We start from the raw sequence: 26,555 nt of genomic DNA on the forward strand, positions 1-26,555 counted from the left end.
TATTTCTTAGGGGCTTTCTGGTATTTCGCTTGCTGACAACGAGCGAAAAGCCCCATGAACAAGCTGGAAAAAGGCGATCAATTCGACGTGGAAGCACTGCGCAAGCAGGTCTCCGACATCGAGGCGCGCGGCGATGCGGGTCAGGAAAAGCCTTCCGACCCGACCGAAATCAATCCCTATGCCCGGCAGATCGCCGAACAGTTCCGCGACGGAACCAATTCGCCTGTGATCATCATCGGCCAATTGCGGCTGCTGGAATTCCTGGCGCTCTTCGCGATCGCCCTGATTGTCCACTATTTCTGGCCCGGTGACGGCAGCGATTCCACCTGGATGCGGACGGGCATGGCAGCGATCGCTTCGGCCCTGACCGTCATCGGCCTGCAGCTTGCCGACACCTACACCATTCCCGCCCTTCGGGCGAAGCTGCGGCTGATGCCACGCATCGTCGCCACGTGGACGATCGCGCTTCTCCTGACCGTCGGCCTGTTCGCTCTCATTCGCGGCACCACATGGGCGATGGTCGATGCCTATATCCCATGGTTCGCCGCAGGCGCGCTCTTCCTTGCGGCCGAGCGTTTCCTCGTCGCCTACGGCATCCGCAACTGGGCGCGCAACGGCATCATGGAACGCCGCGCCGTCATCGTCGGCGGCGGCGAGCCGGCCAAGGACCTGATCCGCATCCTCGAACAGCAGGCCGACAACGACATCCGCATCTGCGGCATCTTCGACGACCGCGGCGAGAAACGCTCGCCGATGATGGTCGCCGGTTATCCGAAGCTCGGCACTGTCGCCGAACTCGTCGAATTCGTGCGGCTGACGCGCATCGACATGCTGATCATCGCCCTGCCGCTGTCGGCTGAGGCCCGTATCTACGACCTTTTGAAGAAGCTCTGGGTTCTGCCGGTCGATATCCGTCTTGCCGCCCATGCCAACCGGCTGCGCTTCCGGCCGCGCGCCTATTCGCATGTCGGCTCGGTGCCGATGCTCGATATTTTCAAGAAGCCGATCCGCGACTGGGATTCCGTCGCCAAGCGCGGCTTCGACCTCTTCTTCACGATAGTCGCACTTGCGCTGCTCTGGCCGATCATGGTCGCGACCGCGATCGCCATCAAGGCCACCTCCGAAGGTCCGGTCTTCTTCATGCAGAAGCGCCACGGCTTCAACAACGAAATCATCAACGTCTTCAAGTTCCGCTCGATGTACACCAACATGGCCGACCCCACAGGCAAGGCCGCGGTGACCAAGGGCGATCCGCGCGTCACCCGCGTCGGCCGCTTCATCCGAAAGACCTCGATCGACGAATTGCCACAGCTTTTCAACGTTTTGAGAGGCGAGCTCTCGCTGGTTGGCCCACGCCCGCATGCCGTTCTCGCCCAGGCGCGCGACCGCGCCTTCGGCGATGTCGTCGAGGGTTATTTCGCCCGCCACCGCGTCAAGCCCGGTGTCACCGGCTGGGCGCAGATCAACGGCTGGCGCGGCGAAGTGGACAATGACGAGAAGATCAAGTTCCGCACGGCCTACGACCTCTACTACATCGAGAACTGGTCGCTCTGGTTCGATCTCAAGATCCTGTTCCTGACGCCGATCCGACTGCTCAACACGGAAAACGCCTATTGAGCGCGATCGAGGCGACATATCCCCGTGTCGCCCAACCGCAGCGGATGACGCTGCGCCTGATCGGCTCGGCCTTCGTCGCCTTCGGCGTCTTCCTTTCCGGTTTCGTGATCGACGAGCCGGCACCCTATGAACTCTGGATGGCGGGCCTGATCGGCCTCTGGTTCATCCTGGGCCTCAGGATTTCGCGCAGCGTGGCGCCGCTGCTTGCCCTGCTGTTGACCTTCAATATCGGCGGCATGCTGTCGCTGACGCAGATGAAGGACCTGGCAACGGCGCCGATGTATATCGCGGTGTCGACCTTCCTGGCGCTGACGGCGGTCTTCTACGCGGCAATCATCGAGGACAGCCACAAGCGGCTGCCGCTGATCTTCAATGCCTGGACCTTTGCCGCCGTCGCCACCTCCGCGCTCGGCATACTCGGCTATTTCCACGCCTTCCCGGGCGCGGAAATCTTCACGCTCTACGACCGCGCCAAAGGCGCCTTCCAGGATCCGAATGTTTTCGGCCCCTTCCTGGTGCCGCCATCGCTCTATCTCGTCCACGGCATCCTGGTCGGCGACCTGAAGAGATCGCCGCTGAAGGCCGCCGCCCTGCTCGTGCTTGCGCTCGGCATTTTCCTCTCCTTCTCCCGCGCCGCCTGGGGGCTCTTCGCGCTCGGCGTGGTGCTGCTGATCTTCATCATGCTGCTGAAGGAGCGCAGCGGCGCCTTTCGCTTGCGCGTCCTGGTCCTGTCGCTGGCGGCGATCATCATGCTGATCGCGTCGCTGCTGGTGGCGCTGCAGATCCCGAAGGTCGCCGAACTGTTTTCGGCGCGCGCCCAGCTGGTACAGCAATATGACGGCGAACATCTCGGCCGCTTCGAGCGCCACCGGATCGGCTTCACCATGATGATGGAGCGTCCGCTCGGCATCGGCCCGCTGGTGTTCGGCACGATGTTTCCCGAGGACGAGCACAATATCTGGCTGAAATCGCTCACCTCCTATGGCTGGCTCGGCTTCGTCAGCTATGTCGGCATGCTTGCCTGGACGCTGGCTCTCGGTTTCCGAAACCTGCTGCTCGACCGGCCGTGGCAGCCCTTCCTGATGATCGCCTGGATCTCGGTTCTCGGCCATGCGACAATCGGCAACGTCATCGATATCGACCACTGGCGCCATGTCTATCTGCTGCTTGGCACGGTCTGGGGCTGCGCGGCGCTGGAAGTGCGCCACAAGCGCGAGCGAAGACTGAGGGCCACGGCGTGAGGTCTTGCCGCCGACCGCATCGGCTGTCTATTTCGTCGCTCCTGCCGTCAAGCCAGCAATAAACCGCCGCTGGAAAATGAGATAAGTCACGATGAGCGGGAAAATGACAATCACCGCGCCGGCGGTCAGAACCGGCGTGTTGACGGTATAACGCCCTTGGAAAAACAGCATGCCGAGGGGCAGCGTCCGATAGTCGTCGTCGTTGACCAGGATGAACGGAATCAGAAACTCGTTCCAGGTCCATATGAACAGGAACAGCGCCAGTGTCGACATTGCCGGCACCATGAGCGGGATAACGATCTTGCGCAGGATATGGAAGCGTCCGGCGCCATCGAGAACCGCCGCTTCGAGAACTTCTTCCGGCAGTTGCTGCATCGCGCTGGCGAGGAAGATCGTCGAGAACGGTATCGACATCGCGATCTGCGGCAAAATCAGAGCCGCATAGGTATTGATCAATCCCAGATACCGCATTTCGTAATAAAGCGGGATGATGAAGGCTTCCGCCGGCACCATCATGCCGAGCGTCAGGATAGCGAACAGCGTGCGCCGGAATGGAAACGACAGGTAGGCGAAGGCAAAACCAGTCAGCAGGCCTAAAAAGACGCTTGCAGCAACGACGGGTATGACGACGATGATCGAATTCCAGAAGTAAATGTTGAAATGTCCGGCATTCCAAGCATCGACGTAATTTTCGAAATGCGGATATGCCGGCAGCGCGAATGCACCCTGCAGAACGTCGGCCTTGCTCTTTATCGAGGTTAGAAGCAGAAGCAGGAACGGCGTGATCGTTACGAAAGCAAGAAGCCACAGAACAAGGCGAAGGAATAGCGTACCGGGGGAGATGTTAGACCAACGGCTCATCAAGCCCTTCCTTTGTTCTGCGATCCCACAAATCGGTGAATTGCATAGTTGATGACAAATGTGAGGACCGCGCCGACAATGGCGATGGCCGCTGCGGCGCCGAACCGATTAAGCTCGAAGCCGAGCTGATACATGTAGATGTTCGGCACGAGCGTCGCGTTGGCGGGTCCGCCCCTGGTCATTGTAAAAATCAGGTCGAAGCTTTTGATGGACGCTATGACCGTCAGCAGCAAAACCACCCTTATTTCAGGCAAGAGAAGCGGCAGCGTTATCCAGAAAAAGGTTTTTCGCGCCGAAGCGCCATCGACCTTGGCAGCGTCGAAAAGAGACGGGTCGATGCGCTGAATTCCGGTCAGGAAGATGACCATGCAAAAACCGAAGAAATACCAGGTGGCAACGATCCCGACCGCGGGAAGCACAAAATTGAAATCTCCCAGCCACGGGAGTGCGAAGGCGCCTAACCCCACTGCTCTCAGAAACTGATTGAACGGGCCAAATGCAGGATTGTAGAGCCATGCCCAGATGATGCCCAACACGGCGGTCGGCATGATGTAAGGCAGGAACAGGAAGGTGCGCAGGGCGAGCTGTTCGCGTTGCTTCAGATTCCAGACGCACGCAGCAAGAGTTATGCCGAGCACGAGCGGCAGAACACAGTAGAAGATCATGAGCTCGGCATTGTTACGCAAGGCAATATAAAAACGGCTGTCAGAAAAGAGATCGACGTAATTGCCGAGACCAACCCACTTGGGCATGCTCAGGCCGTCCCAGCTGGTCAGGCTCAAACCCAAAGCCGCGATGATCGGTCCAAAGACAAAAGCCGCGTAGAACAGCAATCCAGGCAATAAATAGATAAAATTGGTCTGTTGCGAGCCATCAAGTGCGGAGCGTTTCATCCATTACTCCATAAAGCTAAAGCTGTGGTCGTCGCGCAGCAAGCCGATCGCAGTGCTCATTTATTTGGATCGACGACACTGAGGTCACGACCGCAGAGGACGGCCGTGACCAGCGCCCGCAATCTTTATTTCTTATCCTTCAGGTACGCCTGATAATCCTTGTCCATAGCATCGACAAAGGCTTCGGGCGTGATATTGCCGGACAGAAGAAGCGGCGTGTTGTCGTCTATTGTCTTCAGCATCGTTGGGCTCGACCAATCGGGGTAATGGCCGAGAGCGTCGTTTGCGTTGAGTGTCTTCCACATTTCGATGCCGGAGCTGAGGAGCGGCGTGAGCTTTGGCTTTGCGTCAGCCGCGAGCGACGTTGCCGGAAGATAGCCGGCATTGGCCCAGGTTTCAGCAGCCTTTTCCGAGACCATATAATCGATGTATGCGCCGGCTACGTCCTGTGTCGGCTTCGTTTTGGCAAGGCTCGTTATCGCCCAGGCAAGATCCACGCCCCCAACACTCATGGGCTTGGCAATACCTTTCGGGGCGGGAATTGCCATGAAGCCGATATCCGGATTGTGTTGCATGTCACCGAAATACCAGGTTCCGGAGATCAGGAACGCGCCCTGCCCGGAAATGAAGAGCTGGACGGCGTCGTCACCCGAGATGCCTTCGAAACCGGGGAAAAAATAACCGCCCTGTGCCCATTGCTGTACGAGTTTGGCGGATTCGATGTTCCCCTTGGTGTTCCAGGAGCCGCCCCGGCCGTAAATCAGATCGTCAAGCTCGGCGCGATTGCTGGCGTCGATATGCGCCTGCTCGATGGCGCCGATCATGTGCAGGGCCAGGTGCTGCTTTGCCGAGCCCATCATGAAGGGCGCAACGCCCTTTTCCTTCAGCTTATCAAGACCGGCCAACAGCTCCTCGAAGGTTTGCGGCAGCGCTACTCCCGCATCGCCGAGGATCTTTTTATTGTAGTAGAGGCCAACGATCTCGCCGAGGCCTGATATGCCGTAGGTCTTACCAACCCCAAATTTTCCATCTTCCCAGCGGTCTCGAGCAAGCACGGAATCCGACTGGCGCTTATCCCAGCCATAGTTTTTGATGTAGTCGTCGACCGGCAGGAGCAATCCTTCCTTGACCATCGCCCCCATGTCACCGGCACCTTGGTTGACCTTCGTGATGACAGGGCCATCACCTGCCGAAACCGCAAGCTTCAGCGTCAACTTCATGTCGTCAAAGGTGCGGGCGGTGCGCTTGATCGTGACGCCGGGATGGGCAGCTTCGAACTCCTTGTTGAGCTGCTCTATGACCGCACTCTGACCTTCATAGGTTTGGTCATCCCACACAGCCAGGTCGTCGGCGCGCGTGGCTGTCGAAAGGCCAAAACTCAAAAGCGCCGCGCCAGCAAGCGCGACAGCTGCTTTCAATCGGTATGCCGACAGTATGCTGATCGATTTCACGGTTCTTTTCATCTGCTCCACCTCATCTGGTTTATTCTCCACTCCCGTTCAGGCCTTGCGCCTAGCAGCGGCCCAACGTTTTCTTCCCCCAGAGCTTTGCCTGGCTGGCGAATCTGAGGTAATCGTCAATGCATCAGCTCCTCTCGCGACCCAAAATGACAAAGCGCCACGCAGGAGGTGGCAAAGTGATGGACAACAGCTGCTTCATCCGCCCCGCGATTGAAGCGGATATCGACGCCCTTTTCGACATCTGCCTGAAAACCGCGAATGGCGGTGAGGATGCCAGCGCGCTTTATAGCGACCCGCATCTGCCCGGCTACGTGTGGTCGGTACCCTACCTCAAATTCGCCAAGGACTTTGCCTTTGTTCTCGTTCAGGACGGCCGGCCGGTCGGCTATGTCGTCGGGGTGCCGGACACCAGCAGGTTCGACAGAGACTTGCAGACAAACTGGTGGCCGTTCGTCCGCCAACAGATTGCGGGACTGGCACCCACCCGTCCGCGCGACGCCGACTTGATGGAACGAATTCAAAATCCGCGCAGCGGAACGGCGTGGCTTCAAGACCAGTATCCCGCGCATCTCCACATCAACATCCTTCCCGGACTTCAGGCAAGCGGTTGGGGGCGCAGGATGATCGCCACGGAGCTTCAAGCGCTTCGAAACCACGAGGTCGGAGCCGTGCATCTCGGGGTCGACCCAAACAACGAACGCGCCAGGGGTTTCTACCGTCGCCTCGGCTTTTCCGAGTTCGAGCAGGATGGCTCCGTCGCCTTCGCAATGCGGATCGATGAGGGATCGGGTTGAAGCATTTCCCGGTTTCTCCGAGCCATGGAAAGGCCCTGTCTCCCGGGTATGAACGTCCGCCTGAAGGCATGATATCATTATCGGCAGTAAAACAGGCTGCTTCGCGAAAAGCTGTCCATCAGTCGAGGGCTTCGTCATGAGCAAATCCTCGGCAGCCAGGTTCAAGGAGTAGGCAGCACGCAAAAAAGGAAATAGCCGGTCAAGACCAGGCCAGTTCCTCTTTGGGCGATCTTGGCGGGCGCACTGCTAACCCGACGATAGGTATGGCGCATACTTCTCATCGACCCTCTTTATTTCATCGCGCATTTTCATCGCACGTTAATTCAAGCCTACAGCTGACCTCCCATTTGTCAAGGACATAGACAAATTGCCTGCTTCGATGTATTGAATTCCGCTTAGCCGTAATAGTTGTGACTTAATATCGCGTCCATTAAGTATGCGCTCCGAACTAATTGGACTGAGCTAGCCGGATGGCAATGGCATCTTCTGTCGCACAGACCCCGATCGCACGAAAAATTTCAACCAATGCCGTCATCCGAACCGTGTTCGCGAACGGATCGATCTCTCGCGCCGATATTGCCAAGCTAACCGGCTTGTCAAAGCAGACGATTTCCGATGTCGTGCGCGACCTTGAGGATGATGGATGGCTAAAACCAGTCGGGCAGACTGATGGTCGCCCGGGCCGAAATGCGATCACCTATGAAATCAATGCCAGGGCGGGACTGGCCGTCTCTATCGACCTCGGGAGCACCAAGATTGCTGCGGCTATTTGCGATCTGTTGGGGAACGTGGTTGCTGAAACCAAAGTATCCACCGACCCGCGCGGCGGAATGCATCTCGTCAATCAGTTCAGCGATCTTATCGTAGAACTCGCGTTTGCAGCCGGGACGACTGCCGACAAACTCCGTCTCGTCGTTCTGGGCAGTCCCGGTGTGCTCGATCCGGCCACCGGGCATATCAACGTAGCGCCAAGCATCCCCGGCATCGACGCCATAAATCTGCGGCAAGTCTTCAGCGACAGAGTGGCTATACCGGTGATCGTTGAAAATGACGTCAACCTGGCCGCGCAAGGGGAGAGATGGCGGGGACACGGTATCGAAACCAGCAATTTTGCCTTCGTTGCTCTGGGAACGGGCGTCGGCATGGGCATCATCGCCAACGGAACTCTGTTGCGCGGCGCGCGTGGGGCGGCTGGTGAAATCGCCTATCTTCCGATCGGCGGAGATGCTTTTGATCCTGGCGGATTTACGCTTGGAACCTTTGAGAGTGCGGTCGGCAGCGTCGCGATGTTGCGCCGCTACGTCGGTTTCGGCGGGCGTAACGCATCCACTGTGGCTGATCTCTTCGCCGCGTTTAATGCAGGAGAAACAAGCGCCGTGGCTGCCATCGAAGAGACGGCAAGGCTGGTCGCAGTCGCTATTGCTGCAATCGGAGCGGCTCTCGATCCTGAATTGGTGATTACCGGTGGCAGCATCGGCGCAAGACCGGAACTCGTAAACGCCATCCGCGGTTTCCTGCCGCGTTGTACGCCTTATCCGCCGCGCATCGAGATCAGTCGCTTTGGGAACCGCGCCGCCCTGATGGGAGGAATGGGGATCGCGGTCGAGCGCATGCATGACGATCTATTTGGGGTCAAATTGAGGGAAGTTTGAAGAGCGCATGCCTTAGGGCCAACGTGCAGTTTCGCCACTTGAGAAGCGCTGGAAATGCGCTAGATTTTCCATCATGATAACAGCAACGCAGATACGCGGCGCGCGCGCCATGATTGGAATGAGCATCGAAGAGCTCGCCGCCGCCAGCGGCCTGCCGGTCGAGACTGTGATGGCGCTGGAAAATGGCGAATTCGCCGGCGAGCCGCACGCGCTGTTCGACGTACGCAGCACGCTCGAGGCGAACGGCATCATCTTCCTTTCCAGCGGCAATCAGGATGAAGGTGGCCCCGGCATCCGGTTACGCGCACGCACCTCCAGCGATGACGGCATCCGGCCGGAAAACCTCAACGCCGCCAACGACGACTGACGGAACCAATCGGTCGCTCGGACGTTTCGCTGTCCCATAATATCCGAGCCCAGAACATATCGGGGGCCATAACATATCGAGGGCAGTCTCTTGAACCGCAGCAATGGTCTCTACCTTATCATCGGCGTTCTTGTCGTCGCCGTCATCGGCCTCGGCGCCTATATCTTCCACGAGGAAAGCAAGCCGCAAGGCATCGAGATGAGCATCGGCAAGAACGGTGTCTCGATCGAGCAGAACTGATCTTTAAAGATAGGTTTTTGCAAGGTCGGCGAGTTTGCCGCCGTCCTTCACGCCCTGTCTGTAGAGCTGAATGATGACCGCACCAATCCGCTCGGCCTCCGGCGTCGTCCTAGCGAGGCCGCGTTCCTCGCAGACCTTGTCGAGGACCTGCGAAAGCAGATCGAGATCTTCCGAAAACAGCGGTAAATCATGCGGATGAATTGATGATCGTAGCATCACGCCGCATTCCCTCCGAGGGCAAACGCATCCACGCTTGCATCGCCGGCCGCCCTCCGCAACCGACCATAAAGCATTATGCGCGAGGGTCTGAACTTTAGCAACTACGCAAATTTCTATGGAATAAAATTATGGAACAAAATTTTATCCCGCGCGTTCTGGCCGCGTTTGGTAGCAGGAATCAGTGAGTGCAGACGTGAGTGAAAAACGCTTTCCCTCCCCCGTCCGGGTCGTTTCTCCAAACAGCAGCCTGATCGTTTCCACCGTCTGGGAGGCCGTCGAATATCTGAAGCGGTGGCCGAGCAAGCGTGGGCGCGATTATCGCGTTGCGCGCCAGCACTGCCTGGATGCGCTCGATGGACTGCGCAGCCCGCGTGCGGCACAGGCTTCCTTCATCACGGCAGCGAAAACGGCGGGATTGCTGGTGTAAGATTGTTAGCTGTTGCGTCCACCGCCGGCAGCGATGAGCTGAGGATGGACTGAGCCTTCCATGATCACCTTGGCGGTAACCTCAATCACCCGCTCCTCGGCGAGCTCGGCAAGCGCGAGGGCGACATCGCCTTCCGACCAACCGGCTTTGACGGCCTCGTCCGACAGAGCCTGGAACGCGCTGGCGAGGCTCTGCCTGCAAGTTAGATTGTGCTTCATATCCGCCATGCTCGACTAGGCTATCTGTGACAGGGATAATGTTAATCTACACATATTCTCGAGAATGCGAAGAGGCTTCAGGTTTTTTTCAATCCAAAATTGGGTTGTTAACCTCTAAACTGGGTATAACCTTAACAAAAGGCAACAAATACCACCTCTCCCAACTGAGGCAGTACCAAAAAGAACTAAAGGATTTATTTGCGATGCACTTTCAAAGGGTATTTCACCGCGTTATTTAGTTTAAATGGTCGAGCCGGGCGGAGCCGGATGCAGCGGCGCTTTGAACCACAAGAATGCGGCAAACCTGAACGCGGGCCGTTTTCAGCATCTTCTGGGCACCCTGTCAATCAGCTTCGGGATCCGGCGGGCGAGCGTCAGGCGTGCTGGAGAATGTCTCGCGCTGTCGGTGCTGCCAATCGGCAGTGAAGCTTAGTCGCCACGAACGCCTTCGGCGTTAATCACCGTAATACCACAACGACACCACACTCCCGTCAAAGTCCGCCGTACCATTGGCGGCTCACTTCTTCAGATATTCAGGAGGTAAAATGTCTATCGAACTGGACGCTACTACCTATATACACGCCAAACCGGCGACCGCCCATTCCTATATTCTGCCAGCCGTTGTCGATGTTCTCGAGAACAGTTTCCAGGAGGCAAAAGAAACGGCGGTCTTCGACCTCGGTTGCGGCACCGGCGGTGCCGCCGCCGTGCTTGCGGAAAAAGGGTATGACGTCGTCGGCGTCGATCCTTCGAAGGACGGCATCGCGAAAGCGAGAACGGCCCACCCCGATCTTCCGCTGGAAATCGGTTCCGGCTACGAGGATCTTTCCAGCCGGTATGGGACCTTCGATGCGGTGATCAGCCTTGAAGTGGTTGAACATGTTTATGATCCCAAGGCTTTTTCGACGACCATTTACGACTTGGTGAAGCCTGGCGGCATTGCGGTCGTATCGACGCCTTTCCACGGCTACTGGAAAAATCTGGCTTTGGCCGTGAGCGGAAAGATGGACGACCATTTTATGCCTCTGAAAGACCATGGCCATATCAAATTCTGGTCTCCCGAAACGCTCAGCACGCTGCTCGTCGAAACAGGCTTCGAAGACGTCGACTTCGAATATGTCGGGAGAATTCCGCTGCTGGCGAAATCGATGATCGCGATCGCTCAAAAACCGCATTGAAAGCGGTCGAAGGTCCACCACCCTTTACAATGGCGGCGCTATAGCTCGCCTGCAACATGAACAAATGACATTTTCGTTCGGGGCGTTCGGCTCCCGTTTCAGCATTTCTGCCAATGCCTCGTTCCGTCTTCCGCCGCAAGTGGGACGAAGAAAACTGACGTTCTGACTGGGATTTCAAGGGGATAAATGGTCGGGGCGACTGGACTCGAACCAGCGACCCCTTGACCCCCAGTCAAGTGCGCTACCGGGCTGCGCTACGCCCCGACCTGCCGAAACGGCTTGCTTCGTTTAGTTTTTCAGCGCGTGCAATGCAAGCGGAAAAACCTTGCCTCCAACAAAAAGGAGGCGGTTTGCGCGAATGGTCAGATCGCCGCGAGCTTCAGCCGGCCTTCGGCGGTCTGACGAGGCAGCCATGCCTGGTAGTTGGCGATCGAAAAATGCGGTGTTTCGAAGGGCGTGGCGTGGGTTTCGGTGATGACGGTGACGTCGGCGCCGGCGGCCTCGCCGGCGAGGATGCCGGCGACCGCATCTTCGAAGACCAGGCAATTTTTCGGATCGACACCGAGGCGGCTTGCGCCGAGCAGATATCCTTCGGGGCTGGGCTTGCCTGATTTGACCTCCTGGCCGCTGACGATGACCCTCGGCATCGGGATGCCGGCGGCGGCCATGCGGCGCCTGGCGAGCTCGATCGGCGCCGAAGTGACGATTGCCCATCGGCCCTCAGCGATGGCGGAGAGGAAGCGGACGGCGCCGGGGATCTCGACGATGCCGGAGACATCCTCCATTTCCTCGGCGAGCAGCAGATCCGCCTCATGGGCAGGATCGACGCCGGGCAGGCCGAGCCCGCGGATCACATCGGAGGCGCGAATGCCGTGGATCGTCTTCAGGAAGACCTCGGGCTCGAAGCCGTGGCGTCTTGCCCATTCACTCCAGACGCGTTCGACGACCGCAATGGAATTCAAGAGCGTTCCGTCCATGTCGAAAAGGAAGGCGTCATAGGACCTGTCGAGGATGTCGTGGAGAGCGGGCACGGGCGTTTCCTTGCAAGCATGAGGCCGGGGCGGCCCCTGCGCAGGCGAGTAGCGGAGAGCGGAAGCGGCGTCAACGTCAGTTGTTGGTGTCCGGGTGGGTGACGTTACGGACGTCGGCCAGACCGCGGGCGGCGTCGCGGCTGCCGGTCGCGGCAGCGGCTTCGAAGATACGGGTCGCATCGCCGTACATTTTGAGATTGAGGTAGCAGTAGCCGCGCAGAACCATCAGATCGATGCGCTCCTGCTGCAGCTCGGCGCGCTGATCGAGATAGATGAGGGTTTCGCGGTAACGCCCGGCGTCGAAGGCTGAAAGCGCACGGTCGGCGAGGATCGCCACCTGAAGCTCGGCGGCCCGCTGGCGGTTCTGCGGCGCCTTGGTGGCCGCGACGGCGGCATTGCCGGAGAGGCCGGCGCGCAGATAAGCAAGGCTCTGGCCGTAGGCTGCATCTTCACGGACCTTGCGGGCCGGGCTCTGCAATGCCGCCTCGAAGGCCGAGATTGCCTCCATCGGCCGGTTGATATCCATCAGGCACCAGCCGCGCGACAGCGCGTCGGCCGGCTTAAGCTGCCCCGCATCGATTGTCGTCGAGCAGCCGCGCGTCTGACGCGGACCGCGTGGGACGTTCACTGTCTCCATAGATGGTCTTGCCGCGCGAACGACCACTTCCGACCCCGGCTGCAGGATCACGCGGCGCTCGGCCGGAAGCGGCTCGGCCGGGGGACGCTGCGTCGGCTGAGCCGGTTGCTGTGCGGCAAGCGTCCCCTTTTCCGGCGGCGGCGTGACGGCATTCGGCATCAAGGAGGACGTGTCTTCGAGATTGGTGATCCGGCTCGACCGGCCGGCCCAGGCGCGCTGGAGGTCGAGCACGCCCTTGCGGTCGCTCAGTTGCTCGCGGGTGATGACAAGGCCATAGGCGGACGGTTCGTCATCGGGTTTCCAGGCAAGTGCCGTCTCGAACCAGCGCGCGGCGGTCTGGAACTGGTTGAGGGAGCGGGCATACCAGCCGAATTGCTGCGCCGTCGGCACATATTTGCGGGCGATGACCTCGGTGGCGATGCGGTGCAGTACGTCTTCGGCCAGATCGGCCGGCGGCTGCAGCGCCATCAGGTTAGCGGTGGCGGCGAGATAGGTCGATGTCGCATCCTCGGAATCGGTGCGCCAGCGGAACATCACCTCTTCGGCTTCCTCAGGCGCCTTGCGGGCGATCAGCGCCAGCGCCAGCCCCTGCGAAGCGGCCGCCGAATCTTGCTTGGCTCGGGCGGCGCGGAACCATTTCTCGGCATCGGCATCATTGTTGCGGCGAAGCTGGTACCAGCCGAGCAGCAGCGCATCGGAGGCAAGCCCGTCCGTCTCGGCGAGTTTTTCGAGGCGGGCGATATAATCGGGCGCGATGGCAAGATTCGGATCGTCATCGCCCTCGGCCATGAAGCGTCGGGCGAGGTTGTCGCGGATTGCGTCGAATTCCTTGCTGCCGTCTGCGGCAGGCCTTTCCAGCGCCAGCAGCGCCTGCATCGGCTGGTAGGCAAGCAGCGTCGAAGCCTTCTCGACCGTCGCCTGCCGCTCGGCCGGATTGGTGCAGTTCTTCAGGATATAAGTGTAGGCGTCCTGGCCGCGCTGCGCCCTCTCCGTCTGGATGAAGGCTTCGGCGACGCGCCAGAGAACATCGACCTCGCTGCAGGTCAGCAGGCTCGGTGTTGCAGCAGCAATATCGACCACAGTCGCATATTGCTTGAGGTCCGAAGCATTGACCAGGCGGGCACGGCCCTCGGCGACGTCAAGCCGGTCGAGCAGATCGGCCGGCGGCTGCCATCCGGCATCGGCTGCCTGGCGGTCGGCGACGGCCTTGCGCAGCTCCGCATAGCGGCCATCGGAATAGAGCTGCCACATGGCCTCGAGCTGCTTGTCGCCATTCTGCGGCACGGCGAGCGGATCGGCCGGCGGAACCCAGTTCGGATAGAGCGCCTGTAGTCGGGAGATTTCGGCCTGCAGGCGCACCTTGTCGCCGCGGCTGGCGAAATAACGAAGTGCACTTTCATCGACGGCAGGCTGCGGCGCCGCGGCCGCCTGCTGTGGTGCCGGCGCCGCGGAAACGATTGGGGGTGTCACTGGTGCCGGCTGGGCGACCGTCTGAGCCGGCGGAGCAGCCGTCTGAGGTGCCGCCGGTTGCGGTGCAGCAGGCTGCGATTCAGCGGCATCCGGCTCGGACGTGTCCGGTGCTGACGGCGACGAAGAAGTGATCGCCTCTATCTTGTCGGCGACGAGTTGCGCATTGAATTCGGGATTGCCGGCAGGACCATCCGTCGGCTTGATGCGGCCCATCATCATCAGCTCCGGCGCCGGCTTGCCGGCAGACGCGAGGCCGAATTTTTCCTGCAGAGCGGCACGATCTTTCAGCCCGGTGACGAGGGTCGCCACCACGACTGCTGCTGAAATCGCCACGAGAGAAGACTTCACAGACACTCCGGATGCTTCTCCCCGATATAGGCCAGCCCCAGCAGTTGAAGCGTGGACGGATAATAGAGTGCGGGCGAAAATTGCAGGGCCGAGACCGGCAGCTTGGTCCCATCGACTACACAGGCCACAACATCGTTAACAATTCGATAACCGGGATCCGGCAGCACGGTCTTCGGCCGGCCGGTGGTCAGATCGATGGTGGCGGGAACGCCGTCTTGCGACATCCCTTGTTGCAGGCGGGTCAGGAGCGCCCTGTCGGTGACACCGCCACGAGCGAGATAGAGCGGGATGCGGATGGCGTTATAGGCAAACTCGGCGTCGAAACCCTCAGCCGGCTGCGGCTGGCCGCTGAGACTCACCCATTCGGCTGGGAGCTTGCGCGGGCCGAACTGCATCGTCTTCAACAGCGTTAGGCCATCGTCCGACAGTTTTTGCCAGGCATCCGACGGCGCGAGCGCCGCCATCACCGGAATCGCCTCGTAAATCCAGTAGGACGGATTGACGACGGGACCGTCTTCACGGTCGGTGGCGGCAAAACCCTGGCTCCCCGGCAACAGGAGTGTGTGGCCGGCCGAGTGCACAACGGTTTCGGCGAGTAGCGCCTGCGCCATGCGGGAGGCGGCGAGGATATAGTCGTTGCGTTTCCACGCCGTGCCGGCAAGCGCCAGCGCATAGGCGATCAGCATGTCTCCGTCCGAGGCATTGTTGGTGTCGGTGACGTGCGGCTTGACGTTCGGATCCCATTTCCAGACGGCAAGGCCATCGTCGCGCAGCAGCAGTTCGGTGCGGGTAAAATACCAGATCTGTTCGAAATCGGCGGGGCTGGCTGCGAGATAGGCGAGCAGCATGCCATAGCCCTGCCCTTCGCTGTGGCTGATATTACCGTTGCCGTTATCGATGATGCGGCCGGTCGCATCGAGAAACTTCACCTTGTAGGCCGACCATGCGCCGGCATTGATCATCGCCTGCTGCGCAACGGCGGGCGCTCCCCCGGGAGCGAGCGCGACCGATGCCGCCAGCAGGAGTGCGCGCCACCGCCTCATTTCGACCGCCCCAGTCTTCTGAGCATACTTGACGTGGTGACCCCGATCAGCAGCACGAAGACGACCAGCAGGAAGGCGTAGGAGAGGATATTCGTCGACAGCCAGTTGGCGGCGATCAGGCGGTAATTGGCGATCGACCAGGGGGTGGACGGCACGAAATCGAAACGGGTGACGGGCACGGTCTCGATCTTGCCTGTCTTGCTCGAATAGGTGGTGATGTGGCCCGATATCTGCGGCCAGTTCGGTTGCGTGGTCAGAACCTCGAGCCCTTCGCGCAAATCCTTCGCCGACGGCGCCGCCACCACGGTCCATGCGCCGGCTCCGGCGGGGCTGGAGCCCTGTGCAACCAGCAGCGTGTCGGCGTTGGCCGGCGTGAAAATCTGCTCGGCGCCGGGGATGAATTGCAGCGAGCTGCGGGAGATATCGAAATTGCGCGACAGCCACTCGCGGAAGGCGGTGACCCGGTTGTGCAAGACACCGCCGCTGACCTTGGAGTTCCACTCCTCGAAAGCCGTACCGGTATCGACGACGTCCGGCTGCGTATCCGCCACCGGACGCCACGAGGCCTGGCTCGTCGTGGAGATATTGGTCTGCGACAGCGCCGTTGCCGGCATCTGCGAGATGGAGCCGATGAAGATTGCATCACGATCGCCGATCGTATTCGGCGAGGCGACGGTTTCGACGGCGATCGGATGGCCGGCGGTGATCGCCATCTGGCCGAGCAGCGTGGCGGCAGCCGAAAGCGTGTCGGCATCGATGCGGTCGATGAAAAGCGGCGTCGGTTCCGTGGCCCGGCCATAGGGATAGGCGGTGCCGGCCATTGCGGCCAAGTTCGGACGCTGACCGACGCGGGCGAAATCCGGAATCTGCAGCTCGGACGTATCGAACAGAGCAAAGCGCGGGGTCGCGCCGGCGGTCGCGCCCGGCGCGCAAGCCGCATCGTCCTTGGTCATCAGGATCGCCTCGATCGCAACCGAATTGAGACCGGGCTTGAAGTGCCGCATCGTCACGCGGATCGGCAGATGACGGAGAATGCCGCCTGATGTCGTGGTGATCGGCACGGTGGAGGCGATGTTGTCATTGACGTAGATATCGATGTGGCTGCCGGGCAGCACGTTGTCGGTATAGGCGGCGTCGAGCAGCACCTTCGCCTCCCCGTAGGCATTGGCATAAAAATCGGCCGGCACGGCGATATTGAAGCTGGTCCGCAACCGCCGGCCGGAGAATTCGGTGGTTTTCACGCCGAGCTGCGACAGGGCGATATTCGTATCGGAAAAGACCAGCGGCGCGTTCGGCGCGCTCCAGCGCTCGGTGGTCAGCACGTCGCGGCGAACATCCGAGGACCGGTCTGTCGGTGAGACGATGGTATCGATCGCCGAGGAGACCGCCTGCCAGGAGGGGCCGCTGATCAGAAGTACCGGCGAGCCGCTGCGCGGATCGGTGACGAAAGCGGCGAGTGCTGCACTTTCGGCGCCGGGCGGCAGGCCGGGAAAGAGCGGCCGCAGTTCGGCTGCGGTACCGACGAGCACGCTGAGCTTGCCAGGCCCGCCAGCCGGAAGCGAAGCGGTGCTGAAGGCGAAGATCTGGTTCGGCATGCTGCTCAGCACCGACAGGCCCTGCGCCAGCCGTAGCAGCGGCTTGGTGGTTCCCGGCTGCTCCAGCGCCGGGACAACGATGTCGAACTCCGTCTTGCCGGCACCGTCGACGCCGATGGCGCGGATTGCGTCGGCGCTCGATAGCTGGGCGGCGTCCCTGCCGGCAAAGCTCAGATAGGTTCCGGCCGGATCGATATTCGACCAGAGTTCATAAGTCGATTGGATGCTGCAATCGGTGCGGTGACGCTGATCGGCTTCGAAGGTGACAAGATTGGCGCCCGGCTGCAGCAGACCGGGCGGAACCTCGAACGTGACGGTCGACGGACCATCCGGCGAGCCGACGCGCTGTTGGCCGATCGGGCGATTGTTGAGATAGACGGTCAGCGCCGAGGCCTCAGGCGCGACGACGATCGAGTTCTGGTAGGCGAAGGTGAAGCTTGCCTTGGCCGCCGCCTGCTCCAGCGTCAGATAGACCGACCATGACCGGCGGTCGTATTCACCGCCGAGGCCGAGTTTTGAAAAGGGCACGACATAGCGACGGACCTCGCCGGAGCGCGGCGGCGCAGCGGCATTTGCCGCCGCGGCTGGCTGGAGCGCGGGCGCCGCCGGTTGCGGCTGGACGGTGATCGTCGGAGGAACAGGTGCGGGAGCAGGAGCAGGTGGAGCTGCAGGTGCCGGTCTGACGGAAACCGGAGGCGTGGCGGGAGCCGGCACAGGGGTTGTCGGCGGCGTCGGTGGTGTCAATCTCGGGGTAACGGATGCCCCGGGCAGCCGCTCGCCGGACATGTCGAAGGGCGCCGTCTGCGCCTGGGCGAAGGCGGAGGCATTCAACAGTAGAAGCGAGGCAGCGACGATCTTTCTCATCCGGCGTTGACCTTTGCCGCCTTCTGCTGGGCTTCCCTCTCCGGCCGCATGCTGCGGAAGAAGTAAATGAGGCCGCGGCTCGTCTGGTAGAGCGAGAGGCCGAGGAACCAGATGGTGCCGCGGATCAGGCCTGGATTGCGACGGCGCGAGGCCTGGAACTCTGTCCACTGATCGGAATTGGCAAACATCAGGTCGGCGATCAGGCGATGGTCGAGCGCGCTTTTCGGCACGTACTGACAGCCGACATTGCTGATGTCGCCCGACGGCTCGATGTTGCGGACGATGAGCGGCAGGGTTTCCAGTTCCGCGCCACTATAGGGCCGGAAGCGGATCTCTCCGAGTGCGCCAACCAGCATCTCGTCGAGCTGCTTGTTGAAGATGTGGAGCCTCGCACCGTGGACGGAAACGTCCTCGATCGAGGCCGCGTACCACTTGCCATTGACGCCGAATTCGCAGCGCCGGTTGACGCGGACGCGGCGGGACAAGGCGCGCTCGCCGCGCTCCGACACGACGCCCAGCGCGCAACCGGCCATGATCAGGTTGATGACATTCCATCCGCCGACGACGAGCGTGACGTCGGCCTTATAGGGCTCGGCATAGATCTTGTAGATGGTGATGACGAGCGCGACGATCTGCACCGCAAAGATGACGAAGAACGGACGGCTGATTTCCGACAGACGGCTGACGGCGATCGATTCGTCCTTGGCAGTGACTTTGAAGGTCGGCTTCCTCGGATTGAGCATGACGGAGACGACAGCCGGCAGCAGATGCACGGTCTGGACATATTCGTAGAGCTCGGAAATCCAGGGCCAGCGGAACGACCCGTAAAGATAGTTCTGCATCATCAGATTCACGAGCATATAGGCTAGCGTATAGGCGAGGAACTCTCCGCCCGAGGCTGTAAAGATTTCCAGATCGAAGAACAGGTAGAAGAGCGGCGCAAACAGGAAGATCGTGCGCGGGAACGGGAAGAGCCAGAAAAGCGTGGAGGACATGTAGCAAAAGCGCTGCGGGATCGTCAGGCCGCGCTTCAGAAGCGGAAAGCGGAAGCGCAGGATCTGCATCATGCCCTGCGCCCAGCGGCTGCGCTGGCCGATGAAGCTTGCAAAGGTGGCTGGCTGCAGGCCGGCGATCAGCGGCTTGTCGACATAGATGCTGTTCCAGCCGCTGCCATGGAGCGCCAGCGCCGTCTCGCAATCCTCGGTGATGCTGATGCCGCTGAAACCGTTCTGCGATTCGAGCGCCTTGCGGCTCAAAACTGCGGCCGAGCCGCAGAAGAAGGCGGCGTTCCATTTATCGAGGCCGCGCTGGATGATGCCGTAGAACATCTCGTTCTCGCTCGGCATCTTGTCGAAGGTGCGCAGGTTGCGCTCCAGCGGATCGGGATTGATGAAGAAGTGCGGCGTCTGGACGAGGAAGAGCTTCGGATCGTCTTCGAAGTAACCGACGGTCTCCAGCAGGAAATCGCGGGCCGGCGCGTGGTCGGCATCGAAGACGGCGATGAGTTCACCGGTCGAATGTTTCATGCCGTTGTTGAGATTGCCGGCCTTGGCGTGCTCGTTACGGTCGCGCGTGAGGTAGTGGACATCGAGATCGTCGCAGAGCTGCTTCAGCTCGATATGGCGGGCAGCCGCCGCCTGGGCTTCGAGCAGCTTGCCGGAATTGCGCTTCTGCAAGGTGCCGCCGTCGTCGAGCAGCCAGACATGCAGCTTCTCGGCCGGATAATCCATGGCCTTGGCGGCGGCCAGCGTGTTTCCCAGCAGGCCGGCATCCTCGTTGTAGGATGGGACGAAGACGTCGACATGAGGGAAACGCTCATTCTTGGCGGCACGCGAGGGGCGCGACGGCAACGGTGTGGCGACGATGAACAGGCTGAGCGCCAGCATCGCGACGCTATACATTTCGGCAAGATAGAGCAGCAGGCCGGGAATGAAGTTTTCCAACTGATTCAGAGGCGGCAGCGTATTGGTGGTGCGCCAGTAAACATAGCGCAGCACGATCGACGTGCCGAAGGCGAGCGCCACCAGGCGCCAGGTCCCCTCGCCCTTCAGAATCTTAATCAGCGCCATCACAGTCACGACCGTGATGCTGGTGATGAGCTGGGTCTGCAGGTTAACCGGCAGCGTGATCAGCACGATCATGCAGAGCGAAACCACGGCCCATAAGATGACACTGCGGGCTTTGCGCATCGACGTTCCTTCGAAATTGCTCAACCGGGGCACCATCTGGCGCCCGCGGGCATGCTCATTATCTCCGGCAGGCGGCCGTCATGGCCGCGTCGCCTATGCAGTCCGGCGAAGGCACGGTGACGCCGATCGCCCTTACCGATTGTTCGATTGGCGCAGCGGCCGCAGCCGGCCTTACGCTCGTCTGTGGCGCCTCGCCCGGCAGCGGCACGCGCGGGCCGATGGGTGCCGGCACCGCTGCCACACCTTGAGCCGGTTGCGCGGTCGAGGCGCTGCGAACGGCAGCTGCCCGCGGCCGGGTGACAATGGCAGGCGCCGGCTCGTAGCCGATCGGCATCGGGCTGGCGCGGTAACCGCCCTCGTCGGGGTAGATCGGCACGCCGGTGCGCCCGAGTGCAGCATCGGCGGGCGGCGGATTGCCGTAAGGGTTCCAGATCTCGCCGTCGAAGGTGCCGGTGACGGTGTAGCCATAGACGATGCCAAGCAGCTGGCGCTCGCTCGCTCTCGCATCGCAAAGGCGCAGGCGCAGCTGGATCATGCCGAAATTACGCGCCTGGGTATTGGCGTTGGTGCTCGAGCGGATCTGCTGCCAGGCATAGACGCAGGTGTCGCCGGCACGGCTTCGGCCGGAGGCATAGCCGAAGGGGCCATAGGCGTTCTGCAGGAAGGTCGCCGAGATCGCCATCGGCACGCCGGGGGCCGAACGGGCCACCTCGCGGGCAATACCACTCTCGTTGATCTTGCTGAAGCCGGCATTGCCAGCGCCGGGATTGGCTCCGGAACCGCCGAAGAACTGGACCTTCAGGGAATTCTGACCGGGCACGGAGGATGAGGTAAACAGCGAGATCGTCTGCTCGACGCCGTTGCCACGTTTGCGCTCGACGACGCTGACGATCGACGGGCCGCCCGGCGGCGGCAGGACCAGCGCCTTTTCAGGCGCCACGGTTTCCGGCGCGGAAGGCTGGCGCACACCGCCTGTCGATGTGCAGCCGGCCATCATGCCCGCCACGGCCACCAGCAATATCGTCTTTCGCAAGCGCATGTATCGAGCCGCCGCAATCGTCTTACTAGAGATCCATTCGCAAGCCGAAACGCGACGGATCGTCGAATCAACGACCGGTTGGTCGTCCGTTCAGAATAAACGTCCAACATGGTTAGCGAAAAGTAAACAAGCGAGCTCTAACATCACCATCTGGGCTCTTTTCGAACGCTGTTCAGACAGCTCAACCGTATGATGCAAAAATTAATTTAGTAACAACTTAAATGCTCTCATTGCGTCTGTTACTGTTGTCGCGAAAAGCCCGCGGGGAACTATGCCGCATGGCCAGCGTTGCCTTGATGTCTCAGGTAGGAAAAGGAGAAATCCCATGCGCAAGACCATGCTGGCTGCGGCCGCCATGCTGACGCTCAGCTCTGCCGCCTTCGCGCAGAGCACCGTCATCGTCACCGATCCCGCACCGACCGGCTCCGTCGTATTGCCCGGCGAGGTGCGCACCTACGTGATGGAGCAAAACACACCTTCCGTCGTCTATGACGGCGATATCGCGGTCGGCGCGACGCTGCCCGATACCGTCGAAGTGCATACCGTGCCTGATATCGACGGCTACGGCTATACGGTCGTCAACGAGCGGCGCGTGATCGTCGAACCGAAAACCCATCGCATAATCCAGGTCCTGGAATAACGTGGATAGAGAATTGCGGACGTGCGGCTGTATCCCGGCTTCACGTCCGCTCGTCTCCCACCCTCACCGCGACATTCAGAAGTTCGCGGATCTTGTGAGCGAGCTGCTCAAGGCTGAAGGGCTTGGCAAGCAGGGAAACGCCGTGATCGAGCACACCATTATGGACGATGGCGTTGCGGGTGTAGCCCGTCGTATAGAGGATCCGGATCGCCGGCCATTTTTCCTGGACGATATCGGCAAGCTGGCGTCCGCTCATCTGCGGCATGACGATATCGGTGAAGATCAGGTCGACTGCCGCATTCTGCTCCAGAAGCATAAGCGCCTCCATGCCGCTAGCCGCCTGCAATACTGTGTAACCGAGTTCATGCAGGCTTTCGGCAGTCATGGTGCGAACGTTCTCATCGTCCTCCACCACCAGGATCGTATCTTTGACGCTGCCCTGAGGGAGCGGCTGGGCGCCAGCGACGTTCAACCGGGCATCCGCCGTACCGACATGACGGGGAAGATAGATCTTCAACGTCGTGCCCCTGTCGATCTCTGAATAGATCTTGATGTGGCCGCCGCTCTGCTTGATGTAGCCGTAGACCTGGCTGAGGCCGAGACCGGTGCCTTTGCCGGGTCCCTTGGTCGTGTAGAACGGGTCGAAGGCGCGGTCGATCACCTCCGGCGACATGCCGGTGCCGGTGTCGGTGATGCTGATCATCACATATTGGCCAGCCTCGACCTCCGAATGCATGCGCGAATATCGCTCGTCGAGTTCGGTATTGGCGGTCTCGATCGTCAGATTTCCGCCGCCCGGCATGGCGTCGCGAGCATTGACGGCAAGGTTCAGGATGGCATTCTCGAGCTGGCTCAAATCGGCAAAGCTCGGCCAGAGGCCGCCGGCAAGCACGGTCTCGATCCGGATGTGCTCGCCGAGCGTGCGCCGCAGCAGCTCCGACATGCCGCCGACCAGCTTGTTGAGGTCGATCATCTCCGGGGCGAGCGGCTGCTGACGCGAGAAGGCGAGAAGACGCGCGGTCAGCACCGCCGCCCTCTGCGCACCATCTCTGGCGTTCTGGATGGAGTATGGCAGGCGAGGATCCTCGCTGCCGGTCAGGCGCCGTTGGGCGAGATCGAGGTTGCCGATGATGATCGCCAGCATATTGTTGAAATCATGGGCGACACCGCCGGTCAGTTGGCCGATCGTTTCCATCTTCTGCAGCTGGCGGACCTGCGCCTGAGCGGCGGCATTCTCTTCCATCTCGTGCCTGAGCTCGGCAGTGCGCTGGACCACTGTCTGTTCGAGGCGCGTGTTGAAGCTGTTGAGTTCGTTGCGAAGGCGGCTCTGCCTGCCGTGGGCGATGATGATCATCTCCATCAGGCCGACGATGATCACGGCATTGATGAGATAGGTGGAAAGGCCGCCCCATTGGCCGGCGGTGGCCGGCCAGAAAACACCGTACGGTTCGACGAAAAACTGCTGGACGATAAAACCGGCAACCAAGGTCGCGACAACGCCCGGCCCGGCGCCGCCTATGAAACTCGCGAGCAATATCGCCGGAAGGAAGCTCAGGAAGGGAAAACCGGAGAGAGTGTCGCTGGCGGCAAGCCTCAGAAGAAACGTCAGGCCAACGAAGGCAATGGCCAGCGGATATGTATAACCCGGCCTGTGACGCAGCCAATCCGTGGCACTCAGCAAATCCATTCAACACCCTTTCTTACAGCGCCGCGCCTCTTTCCGAGAGCCGCAAAACACGCTGCAACGCTTTGAATTGCTGCATAATTTTATTCAAAAATCGATTCCCGATTTAAGGAGTTATGCAGGAGCCGTTGCGGAGACGGCATTTCAGCTTTTGCACATCGAATTTCAACCGGCAATATGCTGTTTCTCGCACTGCCGGCCATGACGTCTTGACGAGCCGTGCAAGCAGTCCACATAAACCTCCACGCCTAAAGCGTGTCGCAAGCTTTCAGATTCGCTCTTTGCGCTTTAGGTCTTTGTTTTTACGCATGTCGTTATCGCAAAACCGCGGCACGCTTTTGCGCGACATGCTTTAGCAAGGTGCAATGGGTGGACGGGATCATGAAAGACATATTCATCGTCGAAGACGACGCGCTGATTGCCATGCTGCTCGAGGACATGCTCGCCGATCTGGGCTACCGGGTCTGCGCCAGCGCGCCCGATCTGGAACGGGCGCTGACAGCCGCCAGGGATTCGGAGTTCGACGCGGCAATACTCGATGTCTCGCTTGCCGGGCAGAGTTCGCTGCCGGTCGCAAAGCTGCTCGACGAACGCGGCAAACCCTATCTCTATGCGACGGGATACGGTACCGCACCTGATGGCAGCAGCCCAAGCACGCTGCCCGTGCTGCAAAAACCCTTCCAGCTCAGCGAACTCGAACAGGCAATGAAGCGGCTTACCGAAGCCTGACGTTCCTATTCAGCGCACCTGATCGAGCAGGCGCTTGCATTCCAGGAGGTCGTAGAGCGCCTCCTGCAGCAGAGCCCGGTCTTCCTTGCCAACGCTCGATTTGCCGATCGAGACTTCCTGCTCGTCGTCTCCGGCGACAAAATTGAAGAACCGGCGGGTGATCGGCGGCTTGGCGCGGCCGACAATCTGGTCTTCATCGGCCATGCCGACGCGCGGTTCCCCGGCACCCATGTCCTGCACGCCCGACGCAAGCGCCTCGACGCTGGCGAGATCACCATGACCGACCGATATGACGAACTTGTTGCCGTTGGACTTCAGAAGCTTCTGCACACCCTTGATCGTATAGCCGTGATCATAGAGCAAATGCCGGATGCCCTTGAGGAGATCCACATCTTCCGGCCGATAGTAGCGACGGCCGCCGCCACGCTTCATTGGCTTTATCTGAGGAAAACGTGTCTCCCAGAAGCGCAGCACATGCTGCGGCAGATCAAGATCGTCTGCGACTTCGCTGATGGTGCGAAAGGCATCGGGGCTCTTGTCCAACGTCATACTGCTACGCGACCTCGCGGCTCGATCCTACGGCGACTCATCATATTTCAACGGTTTGGCGCCGACAATTCAAGTCATGTCTTGATGTTGCACACAAGGATGGAGAGCGCGAGGGAGAAAAAAAGCCGTTTCCGAAACGGGAAGCCGATTATCAGAGAGCCGGATTCAGCGGCTTCAGCTTGATCTTGCGAGCGACATGCGATTTGAGGATGCGTGTCTTCAACACGTTCGACGCCTTGAAGGTCATGACCCGGCGGGGGGAAATCGGAACCTCCTCGCCGGTCTTCGGGTTGCGGCCGATCCGCTCGTTCTTGTCGCGCACCTGGAAGGTGGCGAAGGAGGAAAGCTTGACGGTTTCGCCACGGACGATAGCGTTGCAGATCTCGTCGATGACGGTTTCCACAAGTTCGGCAGATTCGGTCCGGGAAAGCCCAACCTTTCGGAAAACGGATTCCGCTAGGTCTGCTCGCGTCACTGTTTTTCCGGTCATGGTTTCCCCGCCCATACAAATATTTTGTGAAATCGCACGAAGAGTATTTGTCTTGCGCCTTACGGTCAAGCTCTTGTTCGCCGCCAGTTTTTTAGGATTCGTGCCTACCAGCGCAGCAGAACCGCACCCCAGGTAAAGCCGCCACCCATCGCTTCGAGCATCACCAAGTCGCCCTTCTTGATGCGGCCGTCGCCGGCAGCGGTCGCAAGTGCCAACGGGATCGAGGCGGCCGACGTATTGCCGTGCAGGTCGACGGTGATGACGACCTTCGCGGCATCGATGTTCAGCTTCTTCGCCGAACCGTCGATGATGCGGCGATTGGCCTGGTGCGGTACCAGCCAGTCGAGGTCATCGGCGGTGGTGCCGGTCGAATCGAAAGCCGCCTGGATGACGTCGGTGATCATGCCGACGGCATATTTGAAGACCTCGCGGCCTTCCATGCGCAGCTTGCCGACAGTGCCCGTCGTCGACGGTCCGCCGTCAACATACAGCTTTTCCTTGTGCGAGCCGTCGGAACGTAGATGTGCGGTCAGCACGCCGCGATCGGCAACGGTGCCCTCGCCTTCGGTCGCTTCGAGTATGATCGCGCCGGCGCCGTCGCCGAAAAGCACGCAGGTTGTGCGGTCGTTCCAGTCGAGAATGCGCGAAAAAGTTTCGGCGCCGATGACGAGAACGCGCTTGGCAAGCCCGCCGCGGATATAGGCATCCGCCGTCGTCACCGCATAGACGAAGCCGGTGCAGACGGCCTGGACGTCGAAGGCGAAGCCGTGGTTCATGCCGAGGCGGTTCTGGATGTTGACCGACGTGGCCGGAAACGTGTTGTCCGGCGTCGAGGTGGCACAGATGACAAGATCGATATCGGCAGGCGTCAGGCCGCCATTGGCAAGAGCTGCGCGCGCGGCGGCCTCTCCCAGCGACGCCGTCGTTTCGTCATCACCGGCGACATAACGCTGGCGGATGCCGGTGCGCTGAACGATCCATTCGTCTGATGTGTCGACGATGGCCTCCATGTCACGATTAGTCATCACGCGCTTCGGAAGTGCGGCTCCGAACCCGCGAACCACTGAACGGATCATCTTT

25 protein-coding genes and 1 tRNA gene are annotated in these 26,555 nt (G+C 60.5%); 10 read left to right on the forward strand and 16 right to left on the reverse strand.

Features of this window, described 5'->3' with window-relative positions; genetic code table 11:
* Nucleotides 1–54 precede the first annotated feature (54 nt).
* Nucleotides 55–1,617 (forward strand): undecaprenyl-phosphate glucose phosphotransferase, encoded by a 1,563-nt coding sequence (locus OLZ32_RS18960; RefSeq protein WP_003547279.1) that lies wholly within the window; start codon nucleotides 55–57, stop codon nucleotides 1,615–1,617.
* Entirely contained in the window at nucleotides 1,614–2,858 is a 1,245-nt protein-coding gene (locus OLZ32_RS18965; protein WP_003547277.1) for an O-antigen ligase family protein, read from the forward strand. Before OLZ32_RS18960 ends, OLZ32_RS18965 begins: the two co-directional genes overlap by 4 nt.
* A gap of 27 nt (nucleotides 2,859–2,885) precedes the next feature.
* Here OLZ32_RS18965 and OLZ32_RS18970 read toward each other — a convergent pair whose 3' ends face one another.
* From OLZ32_RS18970 to OLZ32_RS18980, 3 genes are all read right to left on the reverse strand, one after another.
* Nucleotides 2,886–3,719, reverse strand: a complete 834-nt coding sequence (locus tag OLZ32_RS18970) for a carbohydrate ABC transporter permease (protein WP_003547275.1) — start codon at nucleotides 3,717–3,719, stop codon at nucleotides 2,886–2,888.
* The gene (locus OLZ32_RS18975; protein ID WP_003547273.1) at nucleotides 3,719–4,612 is read right to left on the reverse strand and encodes a carbohydrate ABC transporter permease; all 894 of its coding nucleotides are present in this window, start codon (nucleotides 4,610–4,612) and stop codon (nucleotides 3,719–3,721) included. The genes OLZ32_RS18970 and OLZ32_RS18975 overlap by 1 nt, the downstream gene beginning before the upstream one ends.
* A gap of 125 nt (nucleotides 4,613–4,737) precedes the next feature.
* The gene (locus tag OLZ32_RS18980) at nucleotides 4,738–6,075 is read right to left on the reverse strand and encodes an extracellular solute-binding protein (RefSeq protein WP_003547270.1); all 1,338 of its coding nucleotides are present in this window, start codon (nucleotides 6,073–6,075) and stop codon (nucleotides 4,738–4,740) included.
* A gap of 176 nt (nucleotides 6,076–6,251) precedes the next feature.
* Between OLZ32_RS18980 and OLZ32_RS18985 the strand changes: the two genes are divergently transcribed.
* From OLZ32_RS18985 to OLZ32_RS19000, 4 genes are all read left to right on the forward strand, one after another.
* Nucleotides 6,252–6,866: a GNAT family N-acetyltransferase gene (locus OLZ32_RS18985; RefSeq protein ID WP_264422045.1), complete on the forward strand. Its 615-nt coding sequence runs from the start codon at nucleotides 6,252–6,254 to the stop codon at nucleotides 6,864–6,866.
* A 470-nt stretch (nucleotides 6,867–7,336) separates the two neighbouring features.
* On the forward strand, nucleotides 7,337–8,518 hold the full coding sequence (locus OLZ32_RS18990; protein ID WP_264422047.1) for an ROK family transcriptional regulator: 1,182 nt from the start codon (nucleotides 7,337–7,339) through the stop codon (nucleotides 8,516–8,518).
* Nucleotides 8,519–8,591: 73 nt separating this feature from the next.
* Complete coding sequence (locus OLZ32_RS18995) at nucleotides 8,592–8,885, forward strand: helix-turn-helix domain-containing protein (RefSeq protein ID WP_003547265.1); 294 nt, start codon at nucleotides 8,592–8,594, stop codon at nucleotides 8,883–8,885.
* Between the two features lie 90 nt (nucleotides 8,886–8,975).
* The gene (locus OLZ32_RS19000; protein WP_003547262.1) at nucleotides 8,976–9,125 is read left to right on the forward strand and encodes a hypothetical protein; all 150 of its coding nucleotides are present in this window, start codon (nucleotides 8,976–8,978) and stop codon (nucleotides 9,123–9,125) included.
* 3 nt (nucleotides 9,126–9,128) lie between these two features.
* On the opposite strand, the gene OLZ32_RS19005 is transcribed toward OLZ32_RS19000, so the two are convergent.
* Entirely contained in the window at nucleotides 9,129–9,341 is a 213-nt protein-coding gene (locus OLZ32_RS19005) for a hypothetical protein (RefSeq protein ID WP_003547260.1), read from the reverse strand.
* Between the two features lie 196 nt (nucleotides 9,342–9,537).
* Here OLZ32_RS19005 and OLZ32_RS19010 point away from each other — a divergent pair, with 196 nt between their 5' ends.
* Nucleotides 9,538–9,771, forward strand: a complete 234-nt coding sequence (locus OLZ32_RS19010) for a DUF982 domain-containing protein (protein WP_017990989.1) — start codon at nucleotides 9,538–9,540, stop codon at nucleotides 9,769–9,771.
* A 5-nt stretch (nucleotides 9,772–9,776) separates the two neighbouring features.
* Here OLZ32_RS19010 and OLZ32_RS19015 read toward each other — a convergent pair whose 3' ends face one another.
* Entirely contained in the window at nucleotides 9,777–9,998 is a 222-nt protein-coding gene (locus OLZ32_RS19015; protein WP_017990988.1) for a hypothetical protein, read from the reverse strand.
* 536 nt (nucleotides 9,999–10,534) lie between these two features.
* On the opposite strand from OLZ32_RS19015, the gene OLZ32_RS19020 reads away from it, so the two are divergent.
* On the forward strand, nucleotides 10,535–11,167 hold the full coding sequence (locus OLZ32_RS19020) for a class I SAM-dependent methyltransferase (protein ID WP_003547253.1): 633 nt from the start codon (nucleotides 10,535–10,537) through the stop codon (nucleotides 11,165–11,167).
* Between the two features lie 187 nt (nucleotides 11,168–11,354).
* On the opposite strand, the gene OLZ32_RS19025 is transcribed toward OLZ32_RS19020, so the two are convergent.
* The 7 genes from OLZ32_RS19025 to bcsN form a co-directional block, all read right to left on the reverse strand.
* Nucleotides 11,355–11,431, reverse strand: a tRNA-Pro gene (locus OLZ32_RS19025).
* Nucleotides 11,432–11,529: 98 nt separating this feature from the next.
* The gene (locus tag OLZ32_RS19030) at nucleotides 11,530–12,198 is read right to left on the reverse strand and encodes an HAD family hydrolase (RefSeq protein WP_264398288.1); all 669 of its coding nucleotides are present in this window, start codon (nucleotides 12,196–12,198) and stop codon (nucleotides 11,530–11,532) included.
* 76 nt (nucleotides 12,199–12,274) lie between these two features.
* Nucleotides 12,275–14,653, reverse strand: a complete 2,379-nt coding sequence (locus OLZ32_RS19035; protein ID WP_264398287.1) for a cellulose synthase — start codon at nucleotides 14,651–14,653, stop codon at nucleotides 12,275–12,277.
* Nucleotides 14,650–15,696 (reverse strand): glycosyl hydrolase family 8, encoded by a 1,047-nt coding sequence (locus OLZ32_RS19040; RefSeq protein WP_264398286.1) that lies wholly within the window; start codon nucleotides 15,694–15,696, stop codon nucleotides 14,650–14,652. The genes OLZ32_RS19035 and OLZ32_RS19040 overlap by 4 nt, the downstream gene beginning before the upstream one ends.
* On the reverse strand, nucleotides 15,693–18,155 hold the full coding sequence (locus OLZ32_RS19045) for a cellulose biosynthesis cyclic di-GMP-binding regulatory protein BcsB (protein ID WP_264398285.1): 2,463 nt from the start codon (nucleotides 18,153–18,155) through the stop codon (nucleotides 15,693–15,695). Before OLZ32_RS19045 ends, OLZ32_RS19040 begins: the two co-directional genes overlap by 4 nt.
* On the reverse strand, nucleotides 18,152–20,344 hold the full coding sequence (gene bcsA, locus OLZ32_RS19050; protein WP_264398283.1) for a UDP-forming cellulose synthase catalytic subunit: 2,193 nt from the start codon (nucleotides 20,342–20,344) through the stop codon (nucleotides 18,152–18,154). Before bcsA ends, OLZ32_RS19045 begins: the two co-directional genes overlap by 4 nt.
* Before the next feature lie 58 nt (nucleotides 20,345–20,402).
* Entirely contained in the window at nucleotides 20,403–21,383 is a 981-nt protein-coding gene (bcsN, locus tag OLZ32_RS19055) for a cellulose biosynthesis protein BcsN (RefSeq protein WP_017990983.1), read from the reverse strand.
* 325 nt (nucleotides 21,384–21,708) lie between these two features.
* Here bcsN and OLZ32_RS19060 point away from each other — a divergent pair, with 325 nt between their 5' ends.
* Nucleotides 21,709–22,023 (forward strand): DUF1236 domain-containing protein, encoded by a 315-nt coding sequence (locus OLZ32_RS19060; RefSeq protein ID WP_017990982.1) that lies wholly within the window; start codon nucleotides 21,709–21,711, stop codon nucleotides 22,021–22,023.
* A 40-nt stretch (nucleotides 22,024–22,063) separates the two neighbouring features.
* Here the strand turns inward: OLZ32_RS19060 and OLZ32_RS19065 are convergent, their stop codons facing one another.
* Nucleotides 22,064–23,710, reverse strand: coding sequence for an ATP-binding protein (locus OLZ32_RS19065; RefSeq protein ID WP_003547236.1), 1,647 nt, complete (start codon nucleotides 23,708–23,710; stop codon nucleotides 22,064–22,066).
* A gap of 378 nt (nucleotides 23,711–24,088) precedes the next feature.
* On the opposite strand from OLZ32_RS19065, the gene OLZ32_RS19070 reads away from it, so the two are divergent.
* Nucleotides 24,089–24,436, forward strand: coding sequence for a response regulator (locus OLZ32_RS19070; RefSeq protein WP_003547234.1), 348 nt, complete (start codon nucleotides 24,089–24,091; stop codon nucleotides 24,434–24,436).
* A 9-nt stretch (nucleotides 24,437–24,445) separates the two neighbouring features.
* Here OLZ32_RS19070 and OLZ32_RS19075 read toward each other — a convergent pair whose 3' ends face one another.
* The 3 genes from OLZ32_RS19075 to OLZ32_RS19085 all read right to left on the reverse strand — a co-directional run bounded on the left by OLZ32_RS19075 (nucleotide 24,446) and on the right by OLZ32_RS19085 (nucleotide 26,551).
* Complete coding sequence (locus OLZ32_RS19075) at nucleotides 24,446–24,985, reverse strand: MerR family transcriptional regulator (RefSeq protein WP_003547230.1); 540 nt, start codon at nucleotides 24,983–24,985, stop codon at nucleotides 24,446–24,448.
* A gap of 151 nt (nucleotides 24,986–25,136) precedes the next feature.
* Nucleotides 25,137–25,475, reverse strand: a complete 339-nt coding sequence (locus OLZ32_RS19080) for an integration host factor subunit alpha (RefSeq protein WP_264398280.1) — start codon at nucleotides 25,473–25,475, stop codon at nucleotides 25,137–25,139.
* Between the two features lie 104 nt (nucleotides 25,476–25,579).
* Complete coding sequence (locus tag OLZ32_RS19085; RefSeq protein WP_026160184.1) at nucleotides 25,580–26,551, reverse strand: beta-ketoacyl-ACP synthase III; 972 nt, start codon at nucleotides 26,549–26,551, stop codon at nucleotides 25,580–25,582.
* Nucleotides 26,552–26,555: the final 4 nt, after the last annotated feature.

This window comes from Rhizobium acaciae, assembly GCF_025941625.1.
In the GTDB taxonomy this organism is placed as follows: Bacteria; Pseudomonadota; Alphaproteobacteria; order Rhizobiales; family Rhizobiaceae; genus Rhizobium; species Rhizobium acaciae.

Bases quoted from the DNA above. Each gene is read 5' to 3' on its own strand.
- OLZ32_RS19020 (WP_003547253.1), top strand. From the start codon at position 10,535: ATGTCTATCGAACTGGACGCTACTACCTATATACACGCCAAACCGGCG.
- OLZ32_RS18980 (WP_003547270.1), bottom strand. From the start codon at position 6,075: ATGAAAAGAACCGTGAAATCGATCAGCATACTGTCGGCATACCGATTG.
- OLZ32_RS19045 (WP_264398285.1), bottom strand. From the start codon at position 18,155: ATGAGAAAGATCGTCGCTGCCTCGCTTCTACTGTTGAATGCCTCCGCC.
- OLZ32_RS19080 (WP_264398280.1), bottom strand. From the start codon at position 25,475: ATGACCGGAAAAACAGTGACGCGAGCAGACCTAGCGGAATCCGTTTTC.
- OLZ32_RS19065 (WP_003547236.1), bottom strand. From the start codon at position 23,710: ATGGATTTGCTGAGTGCCACGGATTGGCTGCGTCACAGGCCGGGTTAT.
- OLZ32_RS19040 (WP_264398286.1), bottom strand. From the start codon at position 15,696: ATGAGGCGGTGGCGCGCACTCCTGCTGGCGGCATCGGTCGCGCTCGCT.
- OLZ32_RS18970 (WP_003547275.1), bottom strand. From the start codon at position 3,719: ATGAGCCGTTGGTCTAACATCTCCCCCGGTACGCTATTCCTTCGCCTT.
- OLZ32_RS18985 (WP_264422045.1), top strand. From the start codon at position 6,252: ATGGACAACAGCTGCTTCATCCGCCCCGCGATTGAAGCGGATATCGAC.
- OLZ32_RS19070 (WP_003547234.1), top strand. From the start codon at position 24,089: ATGAAAGACATATTCATCGTCGAAGACGACGCGCTGATTGCCATGCTG.
- OLZ32_RS19075 (WP_003547230.1), bottom strand. From the start codon at position 24,985: ATGACGTTGGACAAGAGCCCCGATGCCTTTCGCACCATCAGCGAAGTC.
- OLZ32_RS18975 (WP_003547273.1), bottom strand. From the start codon at position 4,612: ATGAAACGCTCCGCACTTGATGGCTCGCAACAGACCAATTTTATCTAT.
- OLZ32_RS18990 (WP_264422047.1), top strand. From the start codon at position 7,337: ATGGCAATGGCATCTTCTGTCGCACAGACCCCGATCGCACGAAAAATT.
- bcsN (WP_017990983.1), bottom strand. From the start codon at position 21,383: ATGCGCTTGCGAAAGACGATATTGCTGGTGGCCGTGGCGGGCATGATG.
- OLZ32_RS19085 (WP_026160184.1), bottom strand. From the start codon at position 26,551: ATGATCCGTTCAGTGGTTCGCGGGTTCGGAGCCGCACTTCCGAAGCGC.
- OLZ32_RS19015 (WP_017990988.1), bottom strand. From the start codon at position 9,998: ATGGCGGATATGAAGCACAATCTAACTTGCAGGCAGAGCCTCGCCAGC.
- bcsA (WP_264398283.1), bottom strand. From the start codon at position 20,344: ATGCGCAAAGCCCGCAGTGTCATCTTATGGGCCGTGGTTTCGCTCTGC.
- OLZ32_RS19005 (WP_003547260.1), bottom strand. From the start codon at position 9,341: ATGCTACGATCATCAATTCATCCGCATGATTTACCGCTGTTTTCGGAA.
- OLZ32_RS19060 (WP_017990982.1), top strand. From the start codon at position 21,709: ATGCGCAAGACCATGCTGGCTGCGGCCGCCATGCTGACGCTCAGCTCT.
- OLZ32_RS18995 (WP_003547265.1), top strand. From the start codon at position 8,592: ATGATAACAGCAACGCAGATACGCGGCGCGCGCGCCATGATTGGAATG.
- OLZ32_RS18960 (WP_003547279.1), top strand. From the start codon at position 55: ATGAACAAGCTGGAAAAAGGCGATCAATTCGACGTGGAAGCACTGCGC.